This is a genomic window from Fulvitalea axinellae, from assembly GCF_036492835.1.
In the GTDB taxonomy this organism is placed as follows: domain Bacteria; phylum Bacteroidota; class Bacteroidia; order Cytophagales; family Cyclobacteriaceae; genus Fulvitalea; species Fulvitalea axinellae.
Map to the genome: position 1 here is coordinate 149,221 of NZ_AP025318.1, position 21,282 is coordinate 170,502.

Consider the following 21,282-nt stretch of genomic DNA (forward strand, 5'->3'; position numbering starts at 1 on the left):
TTTCGTCCAGGGCTTTAAAATGAACCTATATGCCTAGTCTGATTCCCATCATCAAAGCCCTTGTCAGGGGCGTTCTTCCGTAGTCAATCCCTTGGGTCAAGGTATTTCTACCGTAGGCTACGTCTGGCGTATACCCAAGGTAGTCGGTGAATGTGAGCAGGTTTTGGCCCGTAGCGAAAACCCTCAGCGACCTGATCAGCTTCAGGCGATTGACATTTACGTCGTAGCTGACAGTAACGTCGCGGAGCCTCAGGTACGACCCGTCCTCGATCCAGCGGCCGGAAAACCTTCCGTTGCCCATCGGATCGCCGTATGTGGCGCGAGGCATGTCCGTCTCGTCGCCTTCTTGGCGCCAACGGCGGGTAACGGCCTCGCTCTGGTTGGCATAGCTCGACATGGATTCCTGACGCATACGCACATAGTTGAAGATATCGTGACCCACCATATAATCCCAGTTCATGCTCATGTTCAGGGATTTGTAACGGAACCTGAAATTCACTGCCCCGAAAAAGTCCGGCGTAGTGTTACCGATTACGGTACGATCGTCTTCGTCAATGATATTGTTTGGCGTTCCCATTTCCTCAAAGGCCATGTCGCCGGGCTTGAACGGACGTCCAAAACCGTCTTTCAAAGCCAAGGCCTCCGCCTGTTGCGAATCACGGATTACGCCAGCGGTCTTCCATCCGTAGAACGAACCGATCGGTTCGCCCACTTTCAACACGGATTCGCCACCTTCGAGGCTAACGACTTGCATATCGCTTCCCACTTCGCCAGAAGTGGCCGTGCTTGAGATTTCTGTGATCTTGTTGGCGTAAGTTCCCCAGTTGACTCCCATCTCAAAACCGAAATCCTTGCGACGGATAATGTCCATCTGCACGGTGAATTCCACACCCTTATTTTCGGCCGTAGCCGAATTATTGAGGTAGTAAACTCTTCCGTAATAGCTCGGCAAGGATTCCATCATCAGCATGTCGCTGATTTCCGTTTGGAAATAATCCACGCTGGCCCTGAACCGATTATCGTAAAGCGAAAGGTCCAGACCGAAGGCCAACTGCTCGCTGGTTTCCCAAGTGAGATCGGCATTCGGTACGGCTCCCCTAACCAACGTCCCGACATTCATATACGGACGCGACGAGTAGAAATACGTTCCGGAATAATTTCCGATATCGTCGTTGCCCGTGATGCTGTAGCTGGCCCGGAGTTTTAGGTCCGAAAGGTTTTTAATCCCTTTCAGGAAAGGCTCCGAAGACAAGCGCCAAGCGCCGGCAACGGACGGAAATATGCCGTAACGCTTGTTGGGGCTAAAGCGAGAGCTTCCGTCCAGCGCGGCGTTGACTGATAAGTAATATTTGTCCAAGTAAGCGTAATCCGCCGATCCGTAGAACGAAACCGTATTCCAACGCCCATCCAATGGCGTAACGGTACGGTTGCTACGGTCACCTGTTCCGATCACCTTGATTTCATCCGAAGGAGAATTGATATCGGTGGCTTTTTCCTCGTCAATCTCGTTAAGTCTCACCCTAGCCCCGATTCTGGCGAGAAGGCTATGTTTTCCCCTGAAAAGAGCGTTGTAGTCCAACGCTCCGTCGGTGTAGTACGACAGGAACCCGCGTGTGGCATCGGCCATGGCGTTGTCGGCTTCGCCATCGGCTTGGCGCACTACGCCTGTTGAAGGCACAAAGATCCTTTCCTTGATCTTCCGGACATCGAGGCCGGAAATAAATACGGCGCTAAGTCCTTTGCCCAAATCGTAACTGGCGTCGAAGCCGGCATTGATCCGGAAACTTTCGCTTTGGCCTTCCATATTGTCGATCAAAGCGTTAGGGTTACTTATTCCGAACGGCCCCACTTCATCGTAGAACGGCAACGGTACTCCATAATCGCTCATGCGGTAAGTGCCCATCATCGGCGATTTTGACAACGCAGCCAAAACTGGATTGGTTTCGTGGAAATAGCCTTCTTCCCGCAGGTGGTTCGTAGTTTTCGACAAACTTACCCTCGGGCGAACCAAAAGCTTATCCAAAAGCTTGAGGCTGGCGTTCATTCTGAAATCAAAAGTTTCCGAAGAGGTATTCTTGATTACACCGTCATTGTTCGAATGGCCCAACGAAAGCGTATAATTCGCCACTTCGTCACCGCCTTCGATGTCTACGGAATATTTCTGGAAAACTCCGTCTTGATAGATCTCGTCTTGCCAATCCGTGTCGTTCAGGTAACGGAACTTCTCGGATTTTTCGGCCTCGTTCAGAATAAACGGAAAGCGGTCGCGGATTTGGCTGTATGTCAAGCCTTGGCCCATCATCTGCTCCATCGCATATGACTTGAACTGGTCGGCATTCAATACAGGAAGACTTTTGGGTGCCATACTTACGCCCAACATGGTGTTTACGTTTACCGTAGTGGCCGTCTCACGAGAGTCTTTCGTGGTTACGAAAATCACTCCGTTCGCCCCCAAAGACCCGTAGACCGAAGTCATACCGCTTTTCACAACCGTAACCTGATCGATATCCCGCAGGTTGAGGTTCATCAAAGGGTTGAAAGTAAAACCGTTAATCGCCGAAAGGCTTCCCATATCGGTCTCGTAAATGGCTCCGTCCACCACAATCAGCGGTTCGGTACCACCGTTGATCGACGACGGCCCACGAAGGTTCATCATCGCTCCGGAACCGATCAGGCCCGCTTGCGTATTGGTTTTCAAGCCCGGCACGGCACCTCCGGCCAAAGCTTGGTCCAATGTCAGGTAGCCGTATTCTCTCAATCGGTCGCCTCCGACGGTGGTTCCCGAATGAACGAAATCGTGGCGACGGGTGACTCGCATTGGCGTAACCACAACAGGGTTATCCGAATAACCCACTTCGGAAAGCGAGACATCGATAACCGTTCTTCCGTGCAGGAATACGCTCTCGTCACGATAGCCGGCGTACGTGAAGCGCAAAGCCATCGCTTTGTCTACTTGCACGTCCAGCTCATAGTGTCCGTTAGCGTCAGTCAGGCTGGTCTCTCCGGCTATGTTTTCCATACCCACAACCACGCCTTCCATAGGCGCGCCGCCGCGGGCATCCCGGACCACGCCGCTGATTTTCACCGACGACTGCGCCCTGGCCTCGCGAGCCATAAAGAAGCACGCGAGCGTTAATATCGTTAGAAAAATATTTCTCATGCGAAATGATTAAAAAGGTCCATTATTCCTTCACAGGCAACAGTATGATCTCAACCAAGCCAAGCTCATATTCGCCCAAGGAATTCGGTTTGGTAACCTCAAATTTGATTTTCCTGTCGCCGAACGAATCGAACTCCACAAAGCCAAGACTCTCCACCTCACGGACAGGCTTGAACTCTCTGGCCAGCACCTTGTCGCCGATAGTTACCCTCGACTCCGTGCTACGCGTTGATATAGCCCTAACCCCTATCCTGTATTTCCCGGCGATTAACTTATCAAGCTGGATTGTCACCCAAAACGGTTTGTCCAGTTTGAAAGCCACCGCTGGAAGAGTCTGAAAATTGAAAAACTCTTTGAAATCCAGGAAAGCGGGATCATCGACGGGCACACTCTGGTCATGCAGATCTTCGACCGAAGCGTCTATCACTTTACCATTCGCTACCAAATCCGACATAAGCGTAACGGAAGCGGGCCAACGATACAAGTAGCCGTTGCTTTGCTTGGTGAAGTTCCCCGTACCTTCCGCAGGGCGAACTATCTTGCGACCGTTTACGGCCACCAACGTATCGGACAATTCCTCCGGCGTCAGTTCGCCCCGTATCAGCGTCGAAGTCATAATGGCGTTCAAGACCCTGTCTTTTCTCGTCTTGGTCGCTTTATCTTCGGGAACAAGCTCAAACTTATCGTCAAACAGTTTTTTCGTCTCGAAACCTTCCGGCAGATTTTCAGGCTCCCCATAGTAGCGTTTAACCACTTGGTTATAGGATTCGTCAATCGCCTCGTCAGAAAGCATCAGACAAGTGTATATGGAATCTTCGCGGGCAATTTCGCCTACGGTTTTCAGATAGATGAAATCGTCTATCCACACCGAATCGTAAACATTCTGCCCGAATTCGTTTACCCCTACTTTTACGCTGTTCTCCTCATCGAACAAAACGTCGTCCTCGCCGATAAATGATTGGAAGATATCGTAACCTTCCACCGGCACCCGGGCCTGTTCGAAAAGGTTGGTACGATAAGGCAACACGCCGTCGATATCGTAAACCACGCCGTTTTCGCATACCGACCCTTTGCCTCCGATGCTGTTGTCACCTTCCAGCAAAACCTTGGCGCCAGATTTCAGCACCCTGATGTTTTTCCCCGAAAGGGTCTTGTACAGCAACTGTTTTTCATCTTCGAGAAGATATTCGAACAATAAAGTGTTACCGATATGGTATTTCATCACTTTGCGCAACGAATCCACGGTAAGCTTCGACAATTCTCCCACAGTAGCCTGCGAAGGCACGAAAACCGTCACAGGATCGGCGCCCGAGAGCACGTCCTTGTAACCGGCCTTGTCTACCAAACCCACAAACTCACCGTATTTCGGATTGGCTTGGAGATGGCCGTATACAGTCGTGTTTTCCACCGTTGCGGAAGGCGACTCGTAGTGGTCCTCGTATGCGTCACAGCCTGCCAAGCCCAGCAAAAACGCGAAACACAGGCCGTATTTATATATAAAGCTGTCGCTCATGATTTTCTATTAAGTTCCAAAAACTACTCTGTAACCGGCGTAAACCTGATATCATCGATAAACGCCCGGCCCGGCCGTACGGACTCGATGCGGAATACGTGTGTAGAGTTCTCCTCAAACGTATAGGTTCCGAATTCGAGATATCCGCTGTCAGTCCTGCCATCGATGATTCTCGATGATCTTTGACCGTCGATTCCCACGTAGAAAGAGCCTACGTTGTCTTCGTTAACAGCCCTGAATTTTATCGCCACTTTGTGTTTACCTTTCGGTACCACATGCGTCACGAATTCGAACCATCCGCCATATGTCTGGAAGATGACTTGCGAACCGAGTGAACCGCCACCGGAAACGTAAATGTCCGTCAGGCCGAGAGCCGACCAACGCTCCACTTCGTCGACAGTGTATACTGCGCCGGTGCGGAATGTATGCCTGAATTCCGGCACGCGGAAGAAATCGGAATAGAACACGAAAGGCTCGGGCGTCTGTTCTTCCATCACATTGTCGAGCTCGAAGATTACGCCGTTAGCGGACTGAAGGTCGATGTTGACCTCGTCGATAAAGATGTTTTCAGTTATTCTTCCCCGCTCGTCGTATTTCGGGTTCAATAACAAACGGCTACCGCGATCGATACGCAACATCTCGCCGTTGAATGTCTGATAGGCGTTTTCCTGATAAGTTGTCAAGTCCGAAGTGAACCAGTCGTTTTTCAGAAAATGATACGCCACAAACTTATAAAGGCCGTTCGCCGGATCGGAAACATCTCCGCCAGCAGAGTACTTGGCCTTCAGGGCCTCGTAATCGGCGATTCCCGCCTCGGCAAATACTGCGTCAGGCTCGGCGAAGAGGCTGTATTTCAGTTTGGCTTCGGCCAAATGTTCCAACACTTTGGTTTCGCGCAACGCCTTAACGAAGATTCCGAAGTCGCCACGCCTTTCCAGTACGCCGTCGGCCTCATCAGAGATCGGGCGGATAACGCCGTCCACTACGTGTACCAAACCGTTGCTGCACTTTACGTCGCGCTTCACAATTTTTGCCGTTCCGGAAAGGGTTATATTTTCCAATCCACCTTCACCGAAGGCCACCGTGATGAACTTTCCGGCCAAAGTGGTATCGGCCATGGCGCCTTGACTCAGGGTTTGGGCCAAGTGTTCCGTGTTGGTGATATGTCCCTCAACCAAAAGGCGAAGAAGATCTTCCGGGATATCGTCAACAGTGGAATAGTCCCTGGTTTTCAGGTATTCGTTCACCGCATCGTCATCTGGCGCAAAGCAGGTAAAGCTACCGTACGCGCCCACAACGCTACCAATCTTGGAGCGGTCGAGCATTTTGAGAAAAAGCTCAAACGAATGCTCGCCATCCTGTTCCAGATACTGGGTAATGGTCAGGGTCTCGATGTCGGTCGGAAACTCGTCGTCGAGTTTAGTGTCGCAGGCCGTAGCGTACCACAGACCGAACAAAGACAAAACCCACGAATAGTGTCTAAGATATTTTTTCATAATGTCCGTGCGTTTTATCGTGCGTAATATGGATTTTGCTCCAGCTTGCTGTTGTTGCGGACTTCATCATAATGGATCGGCAAGTAATATCCCATAGGGTTGGATAGTAAGCTCTTCCATTTCGGCAATTCCTGCGGATCCACGTTTGCCGTTAGGATGTCGATAAGCATTTGCTTTCGCTCGAAATCGTTACGTTTGGCAAAGCGTAAAATATCGAACCACCGTTTTCCTTCACCGATAAACTCTCGGGTTCGCTCCTCAAGGATCAGGTCTTCGGCAATGTGCCTGTCATTCGGAAAGATTTTGGAAGGGAGATTCGCACGGTCCCGGATTTTATTATACTCGGCTTGGGCCGCGAAGAAATCACCTTTTTCCACCAAAGCTTCCGCTTTCATCAGTAAAATATCAGCGTAGCGGTAAAGAATGATGTTGGCGTCGTTATTACCGATTGTACGGAATCTGGAGCTATTGTCTTCCTCTAGGCCTATATATTTCCAAAGTGTCAAATTATCCTTCATAAAGGTCTTTCCTTCACCCCGGGCATCCGTCTTGTCGTACAACTCCAACGTCTCCTCCCGCAATACGTACGCGGAATTTCTACTCCCAATATTATTAAACATCCATGTGGATAATACATTAGATTGGCTTCGTGACGCATCGTATTGGATCTCAAAAATTCCTTCGTTGGTATTTCCCTTGGAAAAAATCTGAAACCACCTGTCACCAGGAAGCAACGCATGCGAAGACTGGTTGATCAGTTTGTCACACATCAACAAACAATCATCGTAGCGCCCTACCCACAAGTACAAGTCGGCAAGCAGAGCCTGCGCGGCCGCCTTCGTAGCCCGACCTTTATCGTATTCGATATTGGCGAAACTTTTTGGAGCATAACGTTCCGCCCACTCCATATCCTCGATTAATTTATCAAGAATAGTAGCGTCGTCGGTTTTCGGTAGGAAAAACTCGATATCATCCGTATCCGAAGGTTCCAATGGAAACGGAATGTCCTTGAAAGTCCGTACCAAATAGTAATAACAAAGCGAGCGAATGAAATATGCCTCCGAAAGATATGCGTTTAGCTCCTTCTCACTAAGCGAAAGGTCGTTGTCCCTCACTGTAGGCGCATATTTGATTACGTTATTGGCCAGGTGAATGATTTTGTAAAGGCCATTCCAATCACTATGGATATTCTCACTAGTGATCTGCAGACGCATAATCTTTTCCGCGTCTACCACAATGCTGCCCGTATTGTTACCACCAATTTCAAAAGACGGAGAACGAAGTATTTCACCCCAAAGAAGGAACCTGTCGCTAGGCTCACGCAACTCGACATAAGTACCGGCCAAGGCGCTTTCGATGTCGTCTTTGGATTTCCAAAAATCTTCCAAGACTACGGAGTTCTGGGGCTCCACGTTTATCCAATCCTGACAAGAAGAAATACTGAAAGCCAAGAACAGAACGATGATATTGGTATATCTTTTCATATTGTCCATGCTTAAAAGCTTGCGTTAAGATTGATGATAAAAGACCTGGACGGAGGCGTAAAACCTTTGTCGTAACCGATATCGAATACTCCGCCACCTAATGGCACCTCAGGGTCTTGTCCAGTGTAGTCGGTAAACGTGAAGAGGTTATTGGCGGTAGCCGTAATCTTCAGGTTGCTGAGACCGATTTTCTTGACAAATTTCTGGTCAAAACGATAAGCCAAGGAAAGTGACCGGAAACGCAAGTACGAGGTCTCCTCGACAAAGCGGTCAGAAGCCAAATAATTATAAGTGGCGTATCCTCCATGTACCGCGCGTGGAATATCAGTCACGTCGCCCGGACGTCTCCATCGGCGCAAAACGGCCGTACTCTGGTTATTGGAATTGTTCATTGTCTCCAATCCCATTCTCGCCGAGTTGACGGCGTCTTGTCCGCTACGGAACACAAACCGGGAATTCAGCGACCAGCCCTTATGCGTGAGTCGCAACCCGAAACCGCCGATGAAATCAGGATTACTCGACCCCAAGTATTTTACGTCGGCCTCATCTATTACGCCGTCGTTGTTCTGGTCTTTGTATTTGGCATCGCCAGCCTCAAACGCATAGCCCCAAGCGGTCCGCATGGTTAGGCCCTCGCCAGTCTCATAATCACGGATAGGCTCTCCGTTTTTGTCCAAAGCTATCAAGTCCTTTTTCGTGCTGTACACGCCAAGGGACTCATAACCGTAAAAACCGCCCAACGGATGTCCCTCGACAAGCCTGACACCGTAGCTGCCGTTTTCCCGAAGGTTTCCGCCCTGAAGAGGGAAAGACTCCGGCACTTTTTCCACACGGTTTATGTTTCTGGCGATATTGAAATCAAAGGTCAACTTGGTGTCCTTGGTTTGGTAAGGCACAAGGCTAAGTTCGAATTCCACGCCTTCGTTTGTCAACGTGGCCGCATTCTGGAACACGTTGCTATATCCAGTAGACCCGGGAACACCCAACTGTAACAATTGGTCAGCGGTTACGGAACGGTAGGCTCCGAATTCCATGTTTACCCTATTCTCAAACCCTGAAAATTCAAGTCCTACATCATAAGTCGTTTTCACACTCCACTTAAGGTTGTTGAGCTTGATATTCCTCGGCACAACACCTCCCATGTCCATGTACGTCCCACTGGGTCCGTAAATACTGTGAGGAGAAAACTTGTTGCGGTCCGGAGCTAAACCAACCGTACCCACGTTACCGCGAAGTTTCAGTTCGTCCACAAAACTCAAGTCTTCCATAAATGACTCGTTCGAGATTCTCCAGAAGAACGCAGCGTAAGGAAAGTATCCCCAACTGAAGCTGTCGCCGTAGCCGGAGTCGGCTCCCATACGGAATCCGCCACCTACGTTGTAAGTGTTTTTGTAGGTATAATCCGTACGGGCAACAAGGCCGAGCGTACGTCCCAAACCGTTGCTGGATTCCATTCCGCGGATATATCCAGCCGCACCAGGTTCGTTAAAATCACCTGAGGCCAGACTTGACGAACTGATTCCATATTTGTACGATCTGGAATCACTGGTTTGCCAAGATCCGTGGAAAAGCAGACTGTGGTTCTCTCCTAATTTTGGAGTGTAGAAAATATCTGTGAAAGTATTTACCCGGAAACCTTCAGCGTCCGTGCCCCGAGCCTCGTTTACCTCCGGACCATCCCAATCATATCTACTGGCTGATTCCGGCAGGAACGCCGATGATTTGGAATTGGTCAAAGAAATACTGACGGTGGATTTAAGCGAAAGTGTTTCGGTCAAATCATAGCGGATTCTTAAGTTGGAAACCAAGCGGTTTTTCAAGGCATTGGCTCCCGCCTCCCTAGCCATTGCCACCGGATTATAAGTTCCTTGGTAAGCGTTCAGGCGAGTGTCGGTAAAGTATTTCCCTGTCAGATTTCCTTCCTCATCATATTCATAGATACTGTGGTTAGGCATTTTGGCCTGCGCCACGGTACGATAATAAAGCGGTTTGTCTCCGTCATTATGATAAGGAGAATCGGTAGATTCACGGCTATAGGCGAACTCCGAACTGACTTGCAGTTTATCACTGATAAAATAGTCGAGGTTAACACGGGTGGTAATCCGGTCAAAGCCCGTCCCGATCACGGTGCCTTCCTGGCCACGGTAGTTAAACGAAGTACGGTAACGGATTTTCTCGCCACCGCCCTGCAAAGAAACGTTATGTTCTTGCGTTTGGCCTGTACGGGTAATCTCGTCCATCCAGTCAACGTCCTGAGCGTAATTGTAATAATGCTCAAAGTCACGGTCGTAGTTTAGTTCAGGCCTATCCGAAGAAGCGGGATTTCCGTTAGCGTTAAACAGAAGGTCTTTCTGCAGAGTCACATACTCTGATCCGCTCAAAAGCGGAATACGCTCAGGTTGCGTATCGATCCTGTAAGAAGCTGCGTAGGTCACATAAGGTTTCGAACGCTTGCCCCTTTTCGTTGTGATCTGTATTACGCCGTTGGCGGCTTTGGCTCCCCAAATAGCGGCCGAGGCGGCGTCTTTCAACACCTCGATGGTCTCGATATCGTTAACCGGAATCGACAGCAACTCCGAGAAGTTCTGCTGGTCAGCGGAATTAAAGTCGAAACTCTCGTCAATATCGGCCTCGAAAGGAATTCCGTCAAGCACGATAAGCGGCTCGCGGTTACCGTTAATCGTAGACGTACCCCGGATACGGATCTGCATACCCGCACCGGGATCACCGGAAGCGGCCACGATATCCACACTACTGATTCGTCCCTGCAGCATCTCGTCAACCGAAGGGGCGCCCATAGCGTCCATTTCGGCGATGTTGACACGGGCCATCGAAGTGTTTTTGTTCCTGAACTCGATAAATCCGTCGGAAGTGGATTCCCCCTGCACGACTACCGTCTGAAGCTCTTCCATAGCGCTGGACAAAGTAACCTGCAACTTGGATCGGCCGTTCACCTTCTCGCGTTTCTCCTTATAGCCCACATAAGTAAACCTTAGCGTGGAATTTGGAGAAGACAGCTTCATCATAAAGAAGCCGTTGATATCCGTTATTTGTCCATTGACAAAACGGTTGTCCTGGTCCACCTCGACGACGTTCACCCCTATCAGGGCCTCATCTCCGTCAGAGCCTTTTACGTGGCCGCTAACGATATGGCCACCCTCTTGGGCCAAAGCGAATCGTCCGAACGAGCAGAGCAGGAACACATATAGTAATAAGTGTTTTCTCATCTCAAAAAATTATTTGCTTGACAGAATCGAGTTAATCTGGTGGATGGTTCCGCCTTTGGCCAACACGTCGGTAACGTTACGTTGGCGATCTACGACGACTTTCCGTCCGCTACCGTCGGTGACGGTCAATTGGTCGCCTTCAAACGCGAAGATCATTTTGTTCTGGCCATCCTCTCCGGCGCTCATCGTATCGAACTCGCCGGTTTTTCCTCCGTCTGTAAAGATTTGTTCGCCTTCAATAAAGAAGTAGCGCAGGAAGTTTATCAATTCCTTTTCTTCCTCGGGAATCAAGCCCTTGTCTTTGGCCTCCTCTATGGCCTCGTTGGTAGGAATCAAAACGGTCACCTCTTTGCCGGAAATCAACCAGCTAGAGTTGTCATTGGCCAATTTAGCTTTCTTCATCAACTCCGCGAATTCGCTGTATTCGTCATTATCAAGCATATGCGAAGCCACATTCTTGGTAGGCGCTTTCAGGAATCCGGACAACTCGTAAAAAGTTCCGTTTTCACCGCCCGTATCTTTCGAAAGGATGTCGATTTCTTCGCCGTCCTCTTCGTTTCCACCTCCGTAAGCTTTGTTGTTGTTTACGCAGACATATCCGCCTTTCATTTCCAAAAAGGTCCGGCCAGACGCGTCAGCGAGGTTACCTTTGTCGGAAACGTGCATGGACAACAGATCTTCCACGTCATCCGGGTCAAAACGAACGTCTTTCTGCTTCTGGGAATCAAAAATCACGAAAGACTCCAGCAACTCGCTATACCTGATGTCGTTATCTTCGAAAACACCGTTTTTGAACCCAAAGAACGTGGCCTCCAACTTCAAGTTAGCCACCGCTCCTCTGGCGGAAGGCGCAATTACCATGGACTTAAGCAACCACGAATAATCGGGGTTGAACATAGTCACGCCGGCGGCGGAAGAATAGATCTCCGGAGCCAACACCCTGTTCATACCATAAATCACGGCATTGTTTGCGAACGTGCGCCACTGAACCTCTCCTTTGTCTACGATTCCTTCCTCAAAAAGTCCCGTAGCGAAAAACTTCAGCTCCGACGGACGAATCCATTTATTATGGTAAAGAGAGAAATGGTTTTTGACCATAAAGAACAGAATGTCCTCCGGCACTTCATCATAAGACGTGTAATACTCCCCGAACCTTCCCTGAAAATATTCTTCAAGAGCCTGATCCGTAGGCAAGAATACGTTGTAAACCCTGTTTCTACCTTTACCGTCAGAGCCAGTCCAGAGTGTCATTCTTGAACTTGCGAACTGCGCCAGACCAAAATTCCGGTGACGCTTTCTAAAGATCGAATCCTGCGGGCTTTCGCCATACTTTTCCGTGGCGTCGCCATCGAAATTGTATTCCGCAAAACGGTCCGTAAGCGTCTTGAAGAGCGTATAGCCATCTTTTTCCGCCATTATCTCGTCGGCATTCTTCAATACAGGCAATACTTTGTCCACAAAATGAACCGTTCCGTTTACGGCGGGAATATCCTGCTCCACGGCTTTGGCGCCATGGATATTAAAGCCGGTATATTTGGAATCGGGAAACAGGAAATCGTAATCGGCCGGTTCCAGAATTCCGCAGAGCCTGTGAATAGGAAAAACAGGTAAAAATCTTTCGGGCTCGTAAACCTTGTAGATCTTTCCTTCCGGATGATTATTGTCCTCAATAACAGGGTTTCGGTAAACCACTTCCTGCCTAATAACCTGATAACCGTTTGCGTTTACGGGATCTTCGCCCGTCACCTCGTCGGTCCACCTGTTACTGACACTTTGGCGATACATCTTCTGCCAAGTCAGGGAATTTCGGATGATATGCCCTTTGATAAGGGATTCCAAATCCTCCTTATCCAATTCTCCGATGTCGGAAACTCCGTATTCCGATTTGAGATACGGCAACAAAACGTCGTCGTTAGGAGCAAAAATGGTGAAGGAACTACTTTCCAGATTCCGGCGTTCTTCCAATAGGTCTACCCCTTTCAGGAATTGCCCGAACTTTCCTTCGTCTTCCAGCACGCCTATCACCGTTTGGTCAAGGCCTTCGGGAATGTCGTAGTGGCCCCGGCCAACGTCCTCGTCGCACGAAGCGAACAGGACCAAAGCCAGCATCAGCCAAAAACAGTAAAGATTTCTGATCATAAAAATATGATTTTGTATGGAACATAAAACAACTGTGCAACGCAAAAAAATCCTTATCCTTCCTTAAGGCCGGGCAAATTGTGGCGTAAACCCGGCAACACAATAGATAAAACAATTATAAAGGCGTCAGGGTATCTTTAAAGGCACCAAACCGAGTAACGGTAGGTATTTATTCGACAACCACAGCAACCACTTGCCGTTACGCGAAAAGGATTTTCCCCTAAAAATTATCGAGTGGTTAGAGTAAAGAGACAAGCCAACATCCGATAGTGACCAAACCAAACGATTCTGTTAAAATTAAAACAATTTAACGTTTTAGCTTGTCAATTTTATTGAAATCATTAGCGCCCCAAGCTATTGAAAAACACCGCCCTCACCCTCCTCTACCACGCACCATTTCGGGTATTATTACGGGCACCATCACATAAAAACTTATATTTCTGATTATAGCCTATATCGGAAAAAATGCGTTTGGAGTTCGTACGCAAGGATTTTGCTTCAATGTATCCTCAAATCCCTTTATCCTAAAAATACCTATCATTCATATTGCCAGTTTGAATACCATTCTCTTATATTAGCAATACAAACGGAGATATTCCGTCTACTTTTCTATCGCATCGTCAGTATTTACCATTTTCACCTCCTGGAAAATTATACTTTCCCGGGAACTACCTTTTATTGTCTCTTTTTATTAAAAAGAAATTCATCAGATGTCCCTGAGGTTACCGGGATATTAATGTAGACACGTGCCTTAGACCATGCGCCAATACATAAAAAATACTATGCCTACTGATAATTCATTAGAAAAGATACGGAAAAGGACAATGCGAACCGTTATGCTCACTTTCTTCGCCTGCCTTTATTTTTTCCCCTTATTTGCCCAAGACGATGGCAGAATCAACTCACCCGAGCACGAGTTAGCAAATAAGACTATCCTTATAAAACGAAAAGACAACAAACTACCGGTAGAACTAATACAAAACAATAAGCCAAGGGCCTATACATTCGAAAACGCCAAAGCGGGCTATCCGACTTTTATCGACTTATCCATAGAAGAGGATCCAAAGATATTGGATATATGGAGAAGAACGGGAAGGCAACCAACATATGTCATCCATAACGGAGAACGGGGGGCCCATCCTTCCCGGTACAGCCAAGCCGTTAACGGTTATTCCAGCCTTCTCGGAATATTGGTAGACAGTAACGGCAACCCGATGAAAGACGTCCAAATCAAGGAAATACCGGGATCATCTTATTCTTCATATTTCCGCATCCCTTCAAAGGATATCCCCAAGTCTTTGACCTTTATAAAAAAGGGGTATTCATTCGCCCCGAATACCTTCTTTCCAAAATACTTCTCAAAGCAAGAGTTTACGTTTATAGCCCACGCTCTCCCTTTAGGCCAAGAACTGATGGCCTCGATTGCTTCAACCGGGCGGTTCGATGCCAAAGCGGACCCCAAAGGCCCGAAATTAATTAGGCATAATATTGAACAGGAAAATGAAGCGCTGATTTTTAACGGCTTCGACAGCTTCGGTCAGTTTCAGAGAGACAAACGATTTTCTGAATTGGACGAGTTTACGATCTTTCTCAGCGTAAAACTCAGCCCCGGCGGGTCACATGTCCAAACGTTATTTAGCCAAGACAGTAGCTTCGCCTTAAAGATCCAGACCGGAAGACACCTTATGTTCACCTTGCCGGGTGTGAATGACTATAGGTCAATGGTAAGGCTCAAAAACCCTTGGAAATGGATCGATATCGCAATTACCAAAAGTAGGGATAATACGGTTTGTCTATACGCAAACGGAAAACAGGTAGAGAGATTCCGCATACCGCAACCCAAACCGTCAACAAAGCCCATGTTAGTCGGAAATTACCCTTGGCCCGAACCGTATAACGGGGAAATGAGAGATCTGATGATATGGAACCGGTCTATGGACGAAACCCAAATTCTTGAGCTTTTTTCTACCCCGCCAGTAACCGACACTTTCGATTTTAAAGTCTCCAAAAATATCTGGATCTCGATTGGGTCGGGTATATTATTATTCATATTCCTGATTTCTATCGTCTTTTATTATTTCAAAAAAAGAAAAGCCAATAGCTCAAAAGAGGCGGGAATAACAATACGAAAACAAGCCAAAAGGCAAGCGCAACCGACAGAGCCAATAACGAAAACCAACGAAACGACAATTTGCCTGTTCGGCCCATTTTCAATAATAAGTTCCAACAACGAAAAACTCAAAAACCGTTTTTCGCCCAAAATGCAGGAAGCGCTTTCATTTTTCCTGATTAACCACGCCTTCGGCAATCAAAAGATTAATCCGGAACAAATTTACTCCGCCCTTTGGGAAGACCTGGATTTGGCAAGCGCCAAAAACAACCGTAGCACTTTATTCTCAAAACTCCGTAAGGTTATGGCCGAATTGCGGATCGGTGAACTCAAACACGAGTCGGGCCACTGGCTCCTCACCCTCTCCGATGATGTTAACTGCGATCTCTACGGCGTCTCGGAAGTTTTTCTGAAAGGAGGTTCTACTTTTAGGAATTCATCCGAACACAAAGAAATCCTCCAGACTCTGTCAAAGGGCAAGCTTTGCGCGTTTCTCCAAAGCGGTTGGGTAGACAAATACCGCGACGAGCTCGACAACTTGGTAGCCTCGAAGCTAAACGACTTGCCCGAAACGGATGATCACTATTGGTATCGTCTCTTGGCCGACGCTCTGCAGACTTCTGACAAATTTTCGGAAGACGGCATGGCTTACCGCATTCGGTCGTATATCCTTCAGGGACAAATCCAGAAGGCCAAAGAGTATTTCAAAAGATACAAAAGCGAATACGACGCCGTATATAATACCGAGTACGAAAAACGCTTCGAAGATTTTGCGCTAAGTCCGACCGCCTAGGCCTACAAAGCGAAACAATATATACGCTCCGATATTATTAGTACAAAGCAAATAGCCAAGCGTAAAGGCCAGCACAAAATCACCCTGAATCATTGGGATTCAGCAATGTGCGACACTTTACGCTTTTCTTAAATAAACGTTCTCGCTAACCTGTCTTCATTGAAAAAGACTTGAGGGAACCTCTACAAACATCCGGAGCATGTTCTGCCACCAAAGTCATTCTAAAGCGTCTCGGAACTCCGCGGGCCATACCGGCAAGAGCCTGCTTCCGCCTAGCGGTCCGCCACCGATTCAGGCGCTTATGACTCCCGGTATGTTCAAAGCCTCTACGCCAGATACGGATCCGTCCACCCGATATACCGAGAATCCATTCGCCAAGGAAGTGGAAGAGCTCTTAGCCGAATACCGAGAAATTGACGGCGTTTCAAAAGCGGAAATTTACGGACGGTTCCGGGTTTTGCATCGCTTGGAGCACGCCGTATATAAGTGGAATTCCAAATGTTCCTTCTCCGAAGATGACGACCAAATACAAGCGCCTCCGCACGCCGGCGGGATGCTACGGCTTCTCCAAGACGTACAGAATGAGCACGACCGCCTTACCGAAATGCTGATTTCCATGGGAATGACTCCCTATATGCCTGACTGGGACAATATGTTGGAGGACAAACAGGAAAGTATGAAAACCCTGTGGCGGGATGTGATTGGAGACAAAAACCTGAAAGTTGAAGACGACACCGACACCGACCATACCCTAAAAGCCGTAGGCGTACCGAACTTCAGAACCAGAGTGCACGCCATGAACGCCCGACTGATGACAACGTCCTACGGTCGCGCGATTTTGGACGAAATCTGCCACTTCCACTCCGATCCGATAAAGGTTTCGGCCAGATACACCCGAGGCGAAAGGCCCGGCGTTACCATGTCACGGGCACCGATAACGGCAACCAGTACGGCGAAACTCATTCACCTTCCGTCCACCTGGACAGATATCGAATCCTCTGTATGCGACGATACATGGAAAACAACCGTCAGCGATCGTCTAAAAGAGACCGAGCAACGGATTAATATTTCGGAAGCGCATCTTCGCAGAAAAGCGGAACAAAAGATAAAGAAGCAAAAAGGCGCCGCGCTTCCAATGAAGGAAATAGCTCCAGACAGTACCACAACCGAAGAGGTGCCGGGCGACGACTTTTTAAGTTTGGATGTTGAGAAAGAGACCCTTGGTCCAGAGCGACTTCACCCTTCTTTTATACGGTACGCCGGCCACCTGATGTTTTTCTCCGAATTGGAACGAAAAGGCGGAAAATGGGGAGATGACGGCTATGATGTCAAGGATAAAACTTGGGGAGGAAATGAACTTTGGAAAAAAATTATCGAAGACCGGGAGTCGATTCTCAGGACTGAGCACCACTTGCCTACCCGCCAATTCGTTCACGTACAGCATAATCCGATTTGGTACCGCTCGGGAGTGGTCCGCTAACCCTGAAAGCGGGGGAAATCCGTCCAAATAGTCTTTTTAGCGCCTATAATTACAGCGTTAACCCTTTCAGTAACCGTCGGGAGGTTTCTTTGCCTCCGTCGTCCGGTACATTTTTGCGGGCACACACAGAACCTCTCCAACTGTTATCATTATGAGAAAACTACTTTTTTCAATAGGCTTATGCCTGTTATTCGCCAGCGTATCTTTCGCCCAAAAACTCCCTCTGCCTACCAAAGAGCAAGCCGAGTGGGCCGATTGCGAAATTGGTGCAATCATCCACTTTGATATCAACGTCTATGAGCCGTCTTACCAATGGCGCGGACAGTGGGACTACAATCCCGACCCAAAAATCTTCAACCCTACAAAACTGGACACCGATCAGTGGGTAAAATCCGTAAAGGATATGGGCGGAAAATACGCCGTTTTGGTAGCCAAACACTGTACGGGATTCTCGCTTTGGCCCACGGAAGCGCATGATTACAGTATCAAAAGTTCGCCTTGGAAAGGTGGTAAAGGAGATATAGTCGGCGATTTTATCAAATCCTGCAAAAAATACGGCGTAAAACCCGGACTCTACTACAGCGCCGCCGCCAACGGCTATATGAAAGTCGACAATCCGGGATTGGTGAATTCCCGCAACAAAAAAGAGCAGGAGGAATATAACCTGATGGTGGAGCAACAGCTCACGGAACTCTGGACAAAATACGGCGAGCTGTTCGAAATCTGGTTTGACGGTGGCGTGCTACCGGAAGAAAAAGGCGGGCCGCGCATCACCAGCCTTATGCACAAATATCAACCGCAAGCGGTTGTGTTCCAAGGCCCAAGCAAAACCCGCTCGCTCATTCGCTGGGTTGGCAATGAGCGCGGCGTGGCCCCTTACCCTTGCTGGAGTACCCGCCACACCACCACTTCTTCGGGAGGAGACAAAGAAATAGACAAACTGCACGGCAATCCCGACGCCCCGCTTTGGTGTCCCGGCGAGGCCGACTTCCCGATTCGCCACGGAGGCTGGCAAGGCGGTTGGTTTTATCATAAAGACAACACCAAATACCTGATGAGCCTCGACGAACTGGTGGACCGCTACTACACCACCGCCGGGCGCAATACCAATATGCTGATCGGCGTAGTGATCGACCCTAGCGGACTGGTTCCAGACGTGGACGTAAAGCGCATGAAGGAATTCGGCGACGTGATCAAAAAATGCTTTGCCAAACCGTTGGCCAAGACAAAAGGCAAAGGCGACAGCTTTGAGGTACGCCTAAGAAAATCTCCCGAAGCGAACACCGTTGTGCTGATGGAAGATATCACAAAAGGCGAAAGGGTTCGGGAGTTCACCGTATCGGGCAAGCGCCGTGGTGTATGGACAAAACTCTACAAAGGAAGCAATATTGGACATAAACACATCCTGAAATTCCCGAAAGGAAATTATGAGGCGATCAAACTGGAAATCAGGAAATCCGCTGCGGAGCCTCGTATCCGAGATTTTTCAGTATATAATATTCAGGACACTGTAGACTTATAACAAAAAAAAGCTGGAAATCAGTTTTAATGACATAACGTGTGAAAGGCCAACACATGCAAGGCGTAATCGCTTTCTACACGTGTTGGTTCTTTTCTATTTTGGGTTTATGTAAAATCGATAATCCATATTTAGTTCTATTCCTGAAAACCTAAAGCTCCTCAATCATCTCGTTAAAGGCCTCGTTACTCTCCAAGCCCAACTTTTTGCGCAAACGATAACGCGCCACTTCCACACTTTTCTGCGAAGTGTTATTGTGCAACGCAATTTCCTTCATACTGTATTTAAGTTTTACCAAAAGGCACAATTGCTTTTCGTTTTTACTCAATTGCGGGAACATTGCATCAATCCTATTTTTCAGCTCCATATTATCGCCGTCAAGATTATAGCGCATCACATCGTCTTGCTCCAAAACCTGAATATGTCGCCGTACAGTGTCGGACATCTGTTCTCCGCCGTCTTCAGTTTCCTCAAAGGTTTTCAAACATTCACGGAAAATATTCCTCCCTTCGAGCATCAAGTGGATCAGACGGTTTAGATCTTCCTTGCCTTTCTTTTGTTGGGCCACTAACAAGGCCACTTTCTCTTTCCCATCATCAAAATGCCCTTTGCCTTCTTCCAACCGATCTTTGACGGTCTTGAGCTCACGCCCTTTTTCTTCTAATTCGTCCTCATACCACTGGTACAGGCGCTTCATCCGAACAAGAAAATACGTCAGGCCAAAAGCGCCGAAAGCCAGAACCAGCCAAAAAACATATACCGGAATGGTATAACCCGAACCTTCCCAACCCAAATTCGCCACATGTTTACGCTGATTGGGTTTAACGAATTTATTCTCGGCCATCACCTGAATCAAACTGTCCGAATACCCTTCAATATTCAGGCTGTCGCCAAATGCTTTGACGGTATCCAACTTGGACAGGTGCTGCCTAAAACCATCATTATACGTTTTATAAAGCTTTTCATGGTGACGCAACACTTCCGTAGCATAGAAATAGTCTCTCGAGGCCAACGAGAGCTCCAAAGCCCTTTTTAGATAAGGTCCCGCCTCACGAAACCTTTCCCTTCTATAAAAATAAAGAAAAGCCTTTACGTACATCTTGGCCAAAAAACGGTACTCCCTTTGCGTCGAAACCGTTACGATTATCGATTTAAAGAAAGCATCTTTCTCCTCAGGTAATCTTACAGGAACATATCCAGCTTCGGTGCCCGAATTATAGCCAGAAAAGTATCTATTCCCGTTTCTCTCCGCATCTATTTTCCGGGCTTTTTCCACAGAATAAAAGGCCCCGTAATAATCGCCCAATACCGCTAGAGTATGTGACATAGACATATAGTTGTCTACCAAACCGGCGTCATTGGCATTCTTTTCATTGATTATTAAAGCCGAATCGAGATAGGTTTTCGCTTTGTCAAAATCCTTCTTTTTCTTCGCCAACATCGCCTTCACCTGATGTAAATAGGCCACCCTGACATCATCACAGCTATCCGGCAATTCCGCTTTACAGCGAGCAAACAACTCTCTTCCCTCATGAGGTTCGCCAAGCAAAAAGTACCCTTCCATCAGATTCGCCAAAGCGTTCCAAGCTCCGGTCGGATGGACAACCCTGAAACATTCGTAGGCCAGCGAATCATGGCTCATGGACAACTCAAACAAACCCATTTTTTTGTACAATACCGAGACCTTAGCGTGTTCCGTCCCAAGGCGTAAACGATTCCGAGACATAGCCCCCGCTTCCAATGACAACAGCCCGCTCTCGACTTCTTCGAGTGAGGGCACGTTCTCAACCCAACGGTTCGGTTTATACCCGTGGTATAAAAGTTTGTCTTCAGTAGTGAATCCAGTTAAGGGTTTTACCCGAAATGTCGCCTCCCCATTTTCAACATCTTCGGCAACGTATGAAAGTGCGAATACGGATCGGGATAATGATAAAAGTACAAAAAGAACAAGAACTACAGACCTCATTAGCAAACGAGTGATTTTAACGTACAAAACCCGACAAAATTAGAGAAAAAAACACCTTTTCCTCTTTTACCCCACCCTCAAAGAGCCCTTTGTAAACTATTTATCCGCCGAGTGATAACTATTTGTAAACTCAAAGGGGTGACATGGGTGTGAATCGATATCTATATTTACCCATCTATTTTCATTCATATGAAAACCTCATGAAATCAATTTAAAAAGCTATATATCAACGAAATACACCCATAAACAAAAAACAGAAAGGTTAATATCCTAAAAATGGGAATAAGGAAAACTGGTGGCATTCCTTTCAAAAAACGCTGAAATACCCCGGTAAAAACACCAAATCCGGACATCTCATGACTCATAAATAATTGGCTCGTGAAGTGTAGTGTCAA

The 21,282-nt window shown here is 47.8% G+C and carries 10 protein-coding genes; 3 read left to right on the top strand and 7 right to left on the bottom strand.

Annotated elements, in window-relative coordinates:
* Nucleotides 1–25: 25 nt before the first annotated feature.
* Genes AABK39_RS23865 through AABK39_RS23890 form a run of 6 tightly spaced genes read right to left on the bottom strand, consistent with a single transcriptional unit; the run spans nt 26 to nt 13,019 of the window.
* On the bottom strand, nt 26–3,160 hold the full coding sequence (locus AABK39_RS23865; RefSeq protein ID WP_338395738.1) for a SusC/RagA family TonB-linked outer membrane protein: 3,135 nt from the start codon (nt 3,158–3,160) through the stop codon (nt 26–28).
* Between the two features lie 22 nt (nt 3,161–3,182).
* The gene (locus AABK39_RS23870; protein WP_338395739.1) at nt 3,183–4,673 is read right to left on the bottom strand and encodes a fasciclin domain-containing protein; all 1,491 of its coding nucleotides are present in this window, start codon (nt 4,671–4,673) and stop codon (nt 3,183–3,185) included.
* A 23-nt stretch (nt 4,674–4,696) separates the two neighbouring features.
* Nucleotides 4,697–6,169: a fasciclin domain-containing protein gene (locus tag AABK39_RS23875; RefSeq protein WP_338395740.1), complete on the bottom strand. Its 1,473-nt coding sequence runs from the start codon at nt 6,167–6,169 to the stop codon at nt 4,697–4,699.
* 14 nt (nt 6,170–6,183) lie between these two features.
* Complete coding sequence (locus AABK39_RS23880) at nt 6,184–7,653, bottom strand: RagB/SusD family nutrient uptake outer membrane protein (RefSeq protein ID WP_338395530.1); 1,470 nt, start codon at nt 7,651–7,653, stop codon at nt 6,184–6,186.
* Between the two features lie 11 nt (nt 7,654–7,664).
* Entirely contained in the window at nt 7,665–10,880 is a 3,216-nt protein-coding gene (locus AABK39_RS23885) for a SusC/RagA family TonB-linked outer membrane protein (RefSeq protein ID WP_338395531.1), read from the bottom strand.
* Nucleotides 10,881–10,889: 9 nt separating this feature from the next.
* A complete protein-coding gene (locus AABK39_RS23890; protein ID WP_338395532.1) occupies nt 10,890–13,019 on the bottom strand; it encodes a fasciclin domain-containing protein in 2,130 nt (709 codons plus the stop codon).
* A 782-nt stretch (nt 13,020–13,801) separates the two neighbouring features.
* Between AABK39_RS23890 and AABK39_RS23895 the strand changes: the two genes are divergently transcribed.
* The 3 genes from AABK39_RS23895 (at nt 13,802) to AABK39_RS23905 (ending at nt 18,924) form a co-directional block, all read left to right on the top strand.
* Nucleotides 13,802–15,922: a LamG-like jellyroll fold domain-containing protein gene (locus tag AABK39_RS23895; protein ID WP_338395533.1), complete on the top strand. Its 2,121-nt coding sequence runs from the start codon at nt 13,802–13,804 to the stop codon at nt 15,920–15,922.
* 199 nt (nt 15,923–16,121) lie between these two features.
* A complete protein-coding gene (locus AABK39_RS23900) occupies nt 16,122–17,402 on the top strand; it encodes a hypothetical protein (RefSeq protein ID WP_338395534.1) in 1,281 nt (426 codons plus the stop codon).
* Nucleotides 17,403–17,553: 151 nt separating this feature from the next.
* Nucleotides 17,554–18,924, top strand: a complete 1,371-nt coding sequence (locus AABK39_RS23905; protein ID WP_338395535.1) for an alpha-L-fucosidase — start codon at nt 17,554–17,556, stop codon at nt 18,922–18,924.
* A 148-nt stretch (nt 18,925–19,072) separates the two neighbouring features.
* Here AABK39_RS23905 and AABK39_RS23910 read toward each other — a convergent pair whose 3' ends face one another.
* Complete coding sequence (locus AABK39_RS23910) at nt 19,073–20,887, bottom strand: helix-turn-helix transcriptional regulator (protein ID WP_338395536.1); 1,815 nt, start codon at nt 20,885–20,887, stop codon at nt 19,073–19,075.
* Between the last annotated feature and the right edge of the window lie 395 nt (nt 20,888–21,282).

Excerpts from the sequence above, each read along its gene's own strand:
- AABK39_RS23910 (WP_338395536.1), bottom strand. The coding sequence starts at position 20,887 with ATGAGGTCTGTAGTTCTTGTTCTTTTTGTACTTTTATCATTATCCCGA.
- AABK39_RS23905 (WP_338395535.1), top strand. The coding sequence starts at position 17,554 with ATGAGAAAACTACTTTTTTCAATAGGCTTATGCCTGTTATTCGCCAGC.
- AABK39_RS23865 (WP_338395738.1), bottom strand. The coding sequence starts at position 3,160 with ATGAGAAATATTTTTCTAACGATATTAACGCTCGCGTGCTTCTTTATG.
- AABK39_RS23870 (WP_338395739.1), bottom strand. The coding sequence starts at position 4,673 with ATGAGCGACAGCTTTATATATAAATACGGCCTGTGTTTCGCGTTTTTG.
- AABK39_RS23895 (WP_338395533.1), top strand. The coding sequence starts at position 13,802 with ATGCCTACTGATAATTCATTAGAAAAGATACGGAAAAGGACAATGCGA.
- AABK39_RS23900 (WP_338395534.1), top strand. The coding sequence starts at position 16,122 with ATGTTCTGCCACCAAAGTCATTCTAAAGCGTCTCGGAACTCCGCGGGC.
- AABK39_RS23890 (WP_338395532.1), bottom strand. The coding sequence starts at position 13,019 with ATGATCAGAAATCTTTACTGTTTTTGGCTGATGCTGGCTTTGGTCCTG.
- AABK39_RS23885 (WP_338395531.1), bottom strand. The coding sequence starts at position 10,880 with ATGAGAAAACACTTATTACTATATGTGTTCCTGCTCTGCTCGTTCGGA.
- AABK39_RS23875 (WP_338395740.1), bottom strand. The coding sequence starts at position 6,169 with ATGAAAAAATATCTTAGACACTATTCGTGGGTTTTGTCTTTGTTCGGT.
- AABK39_RS23880 (WP_338395530.1), bottom strand. The coding sequence starts at position 7,653 with ATGAAAAGATATACCAATATCATCGTTCTGTTCTTGGCTTTCAGTATT.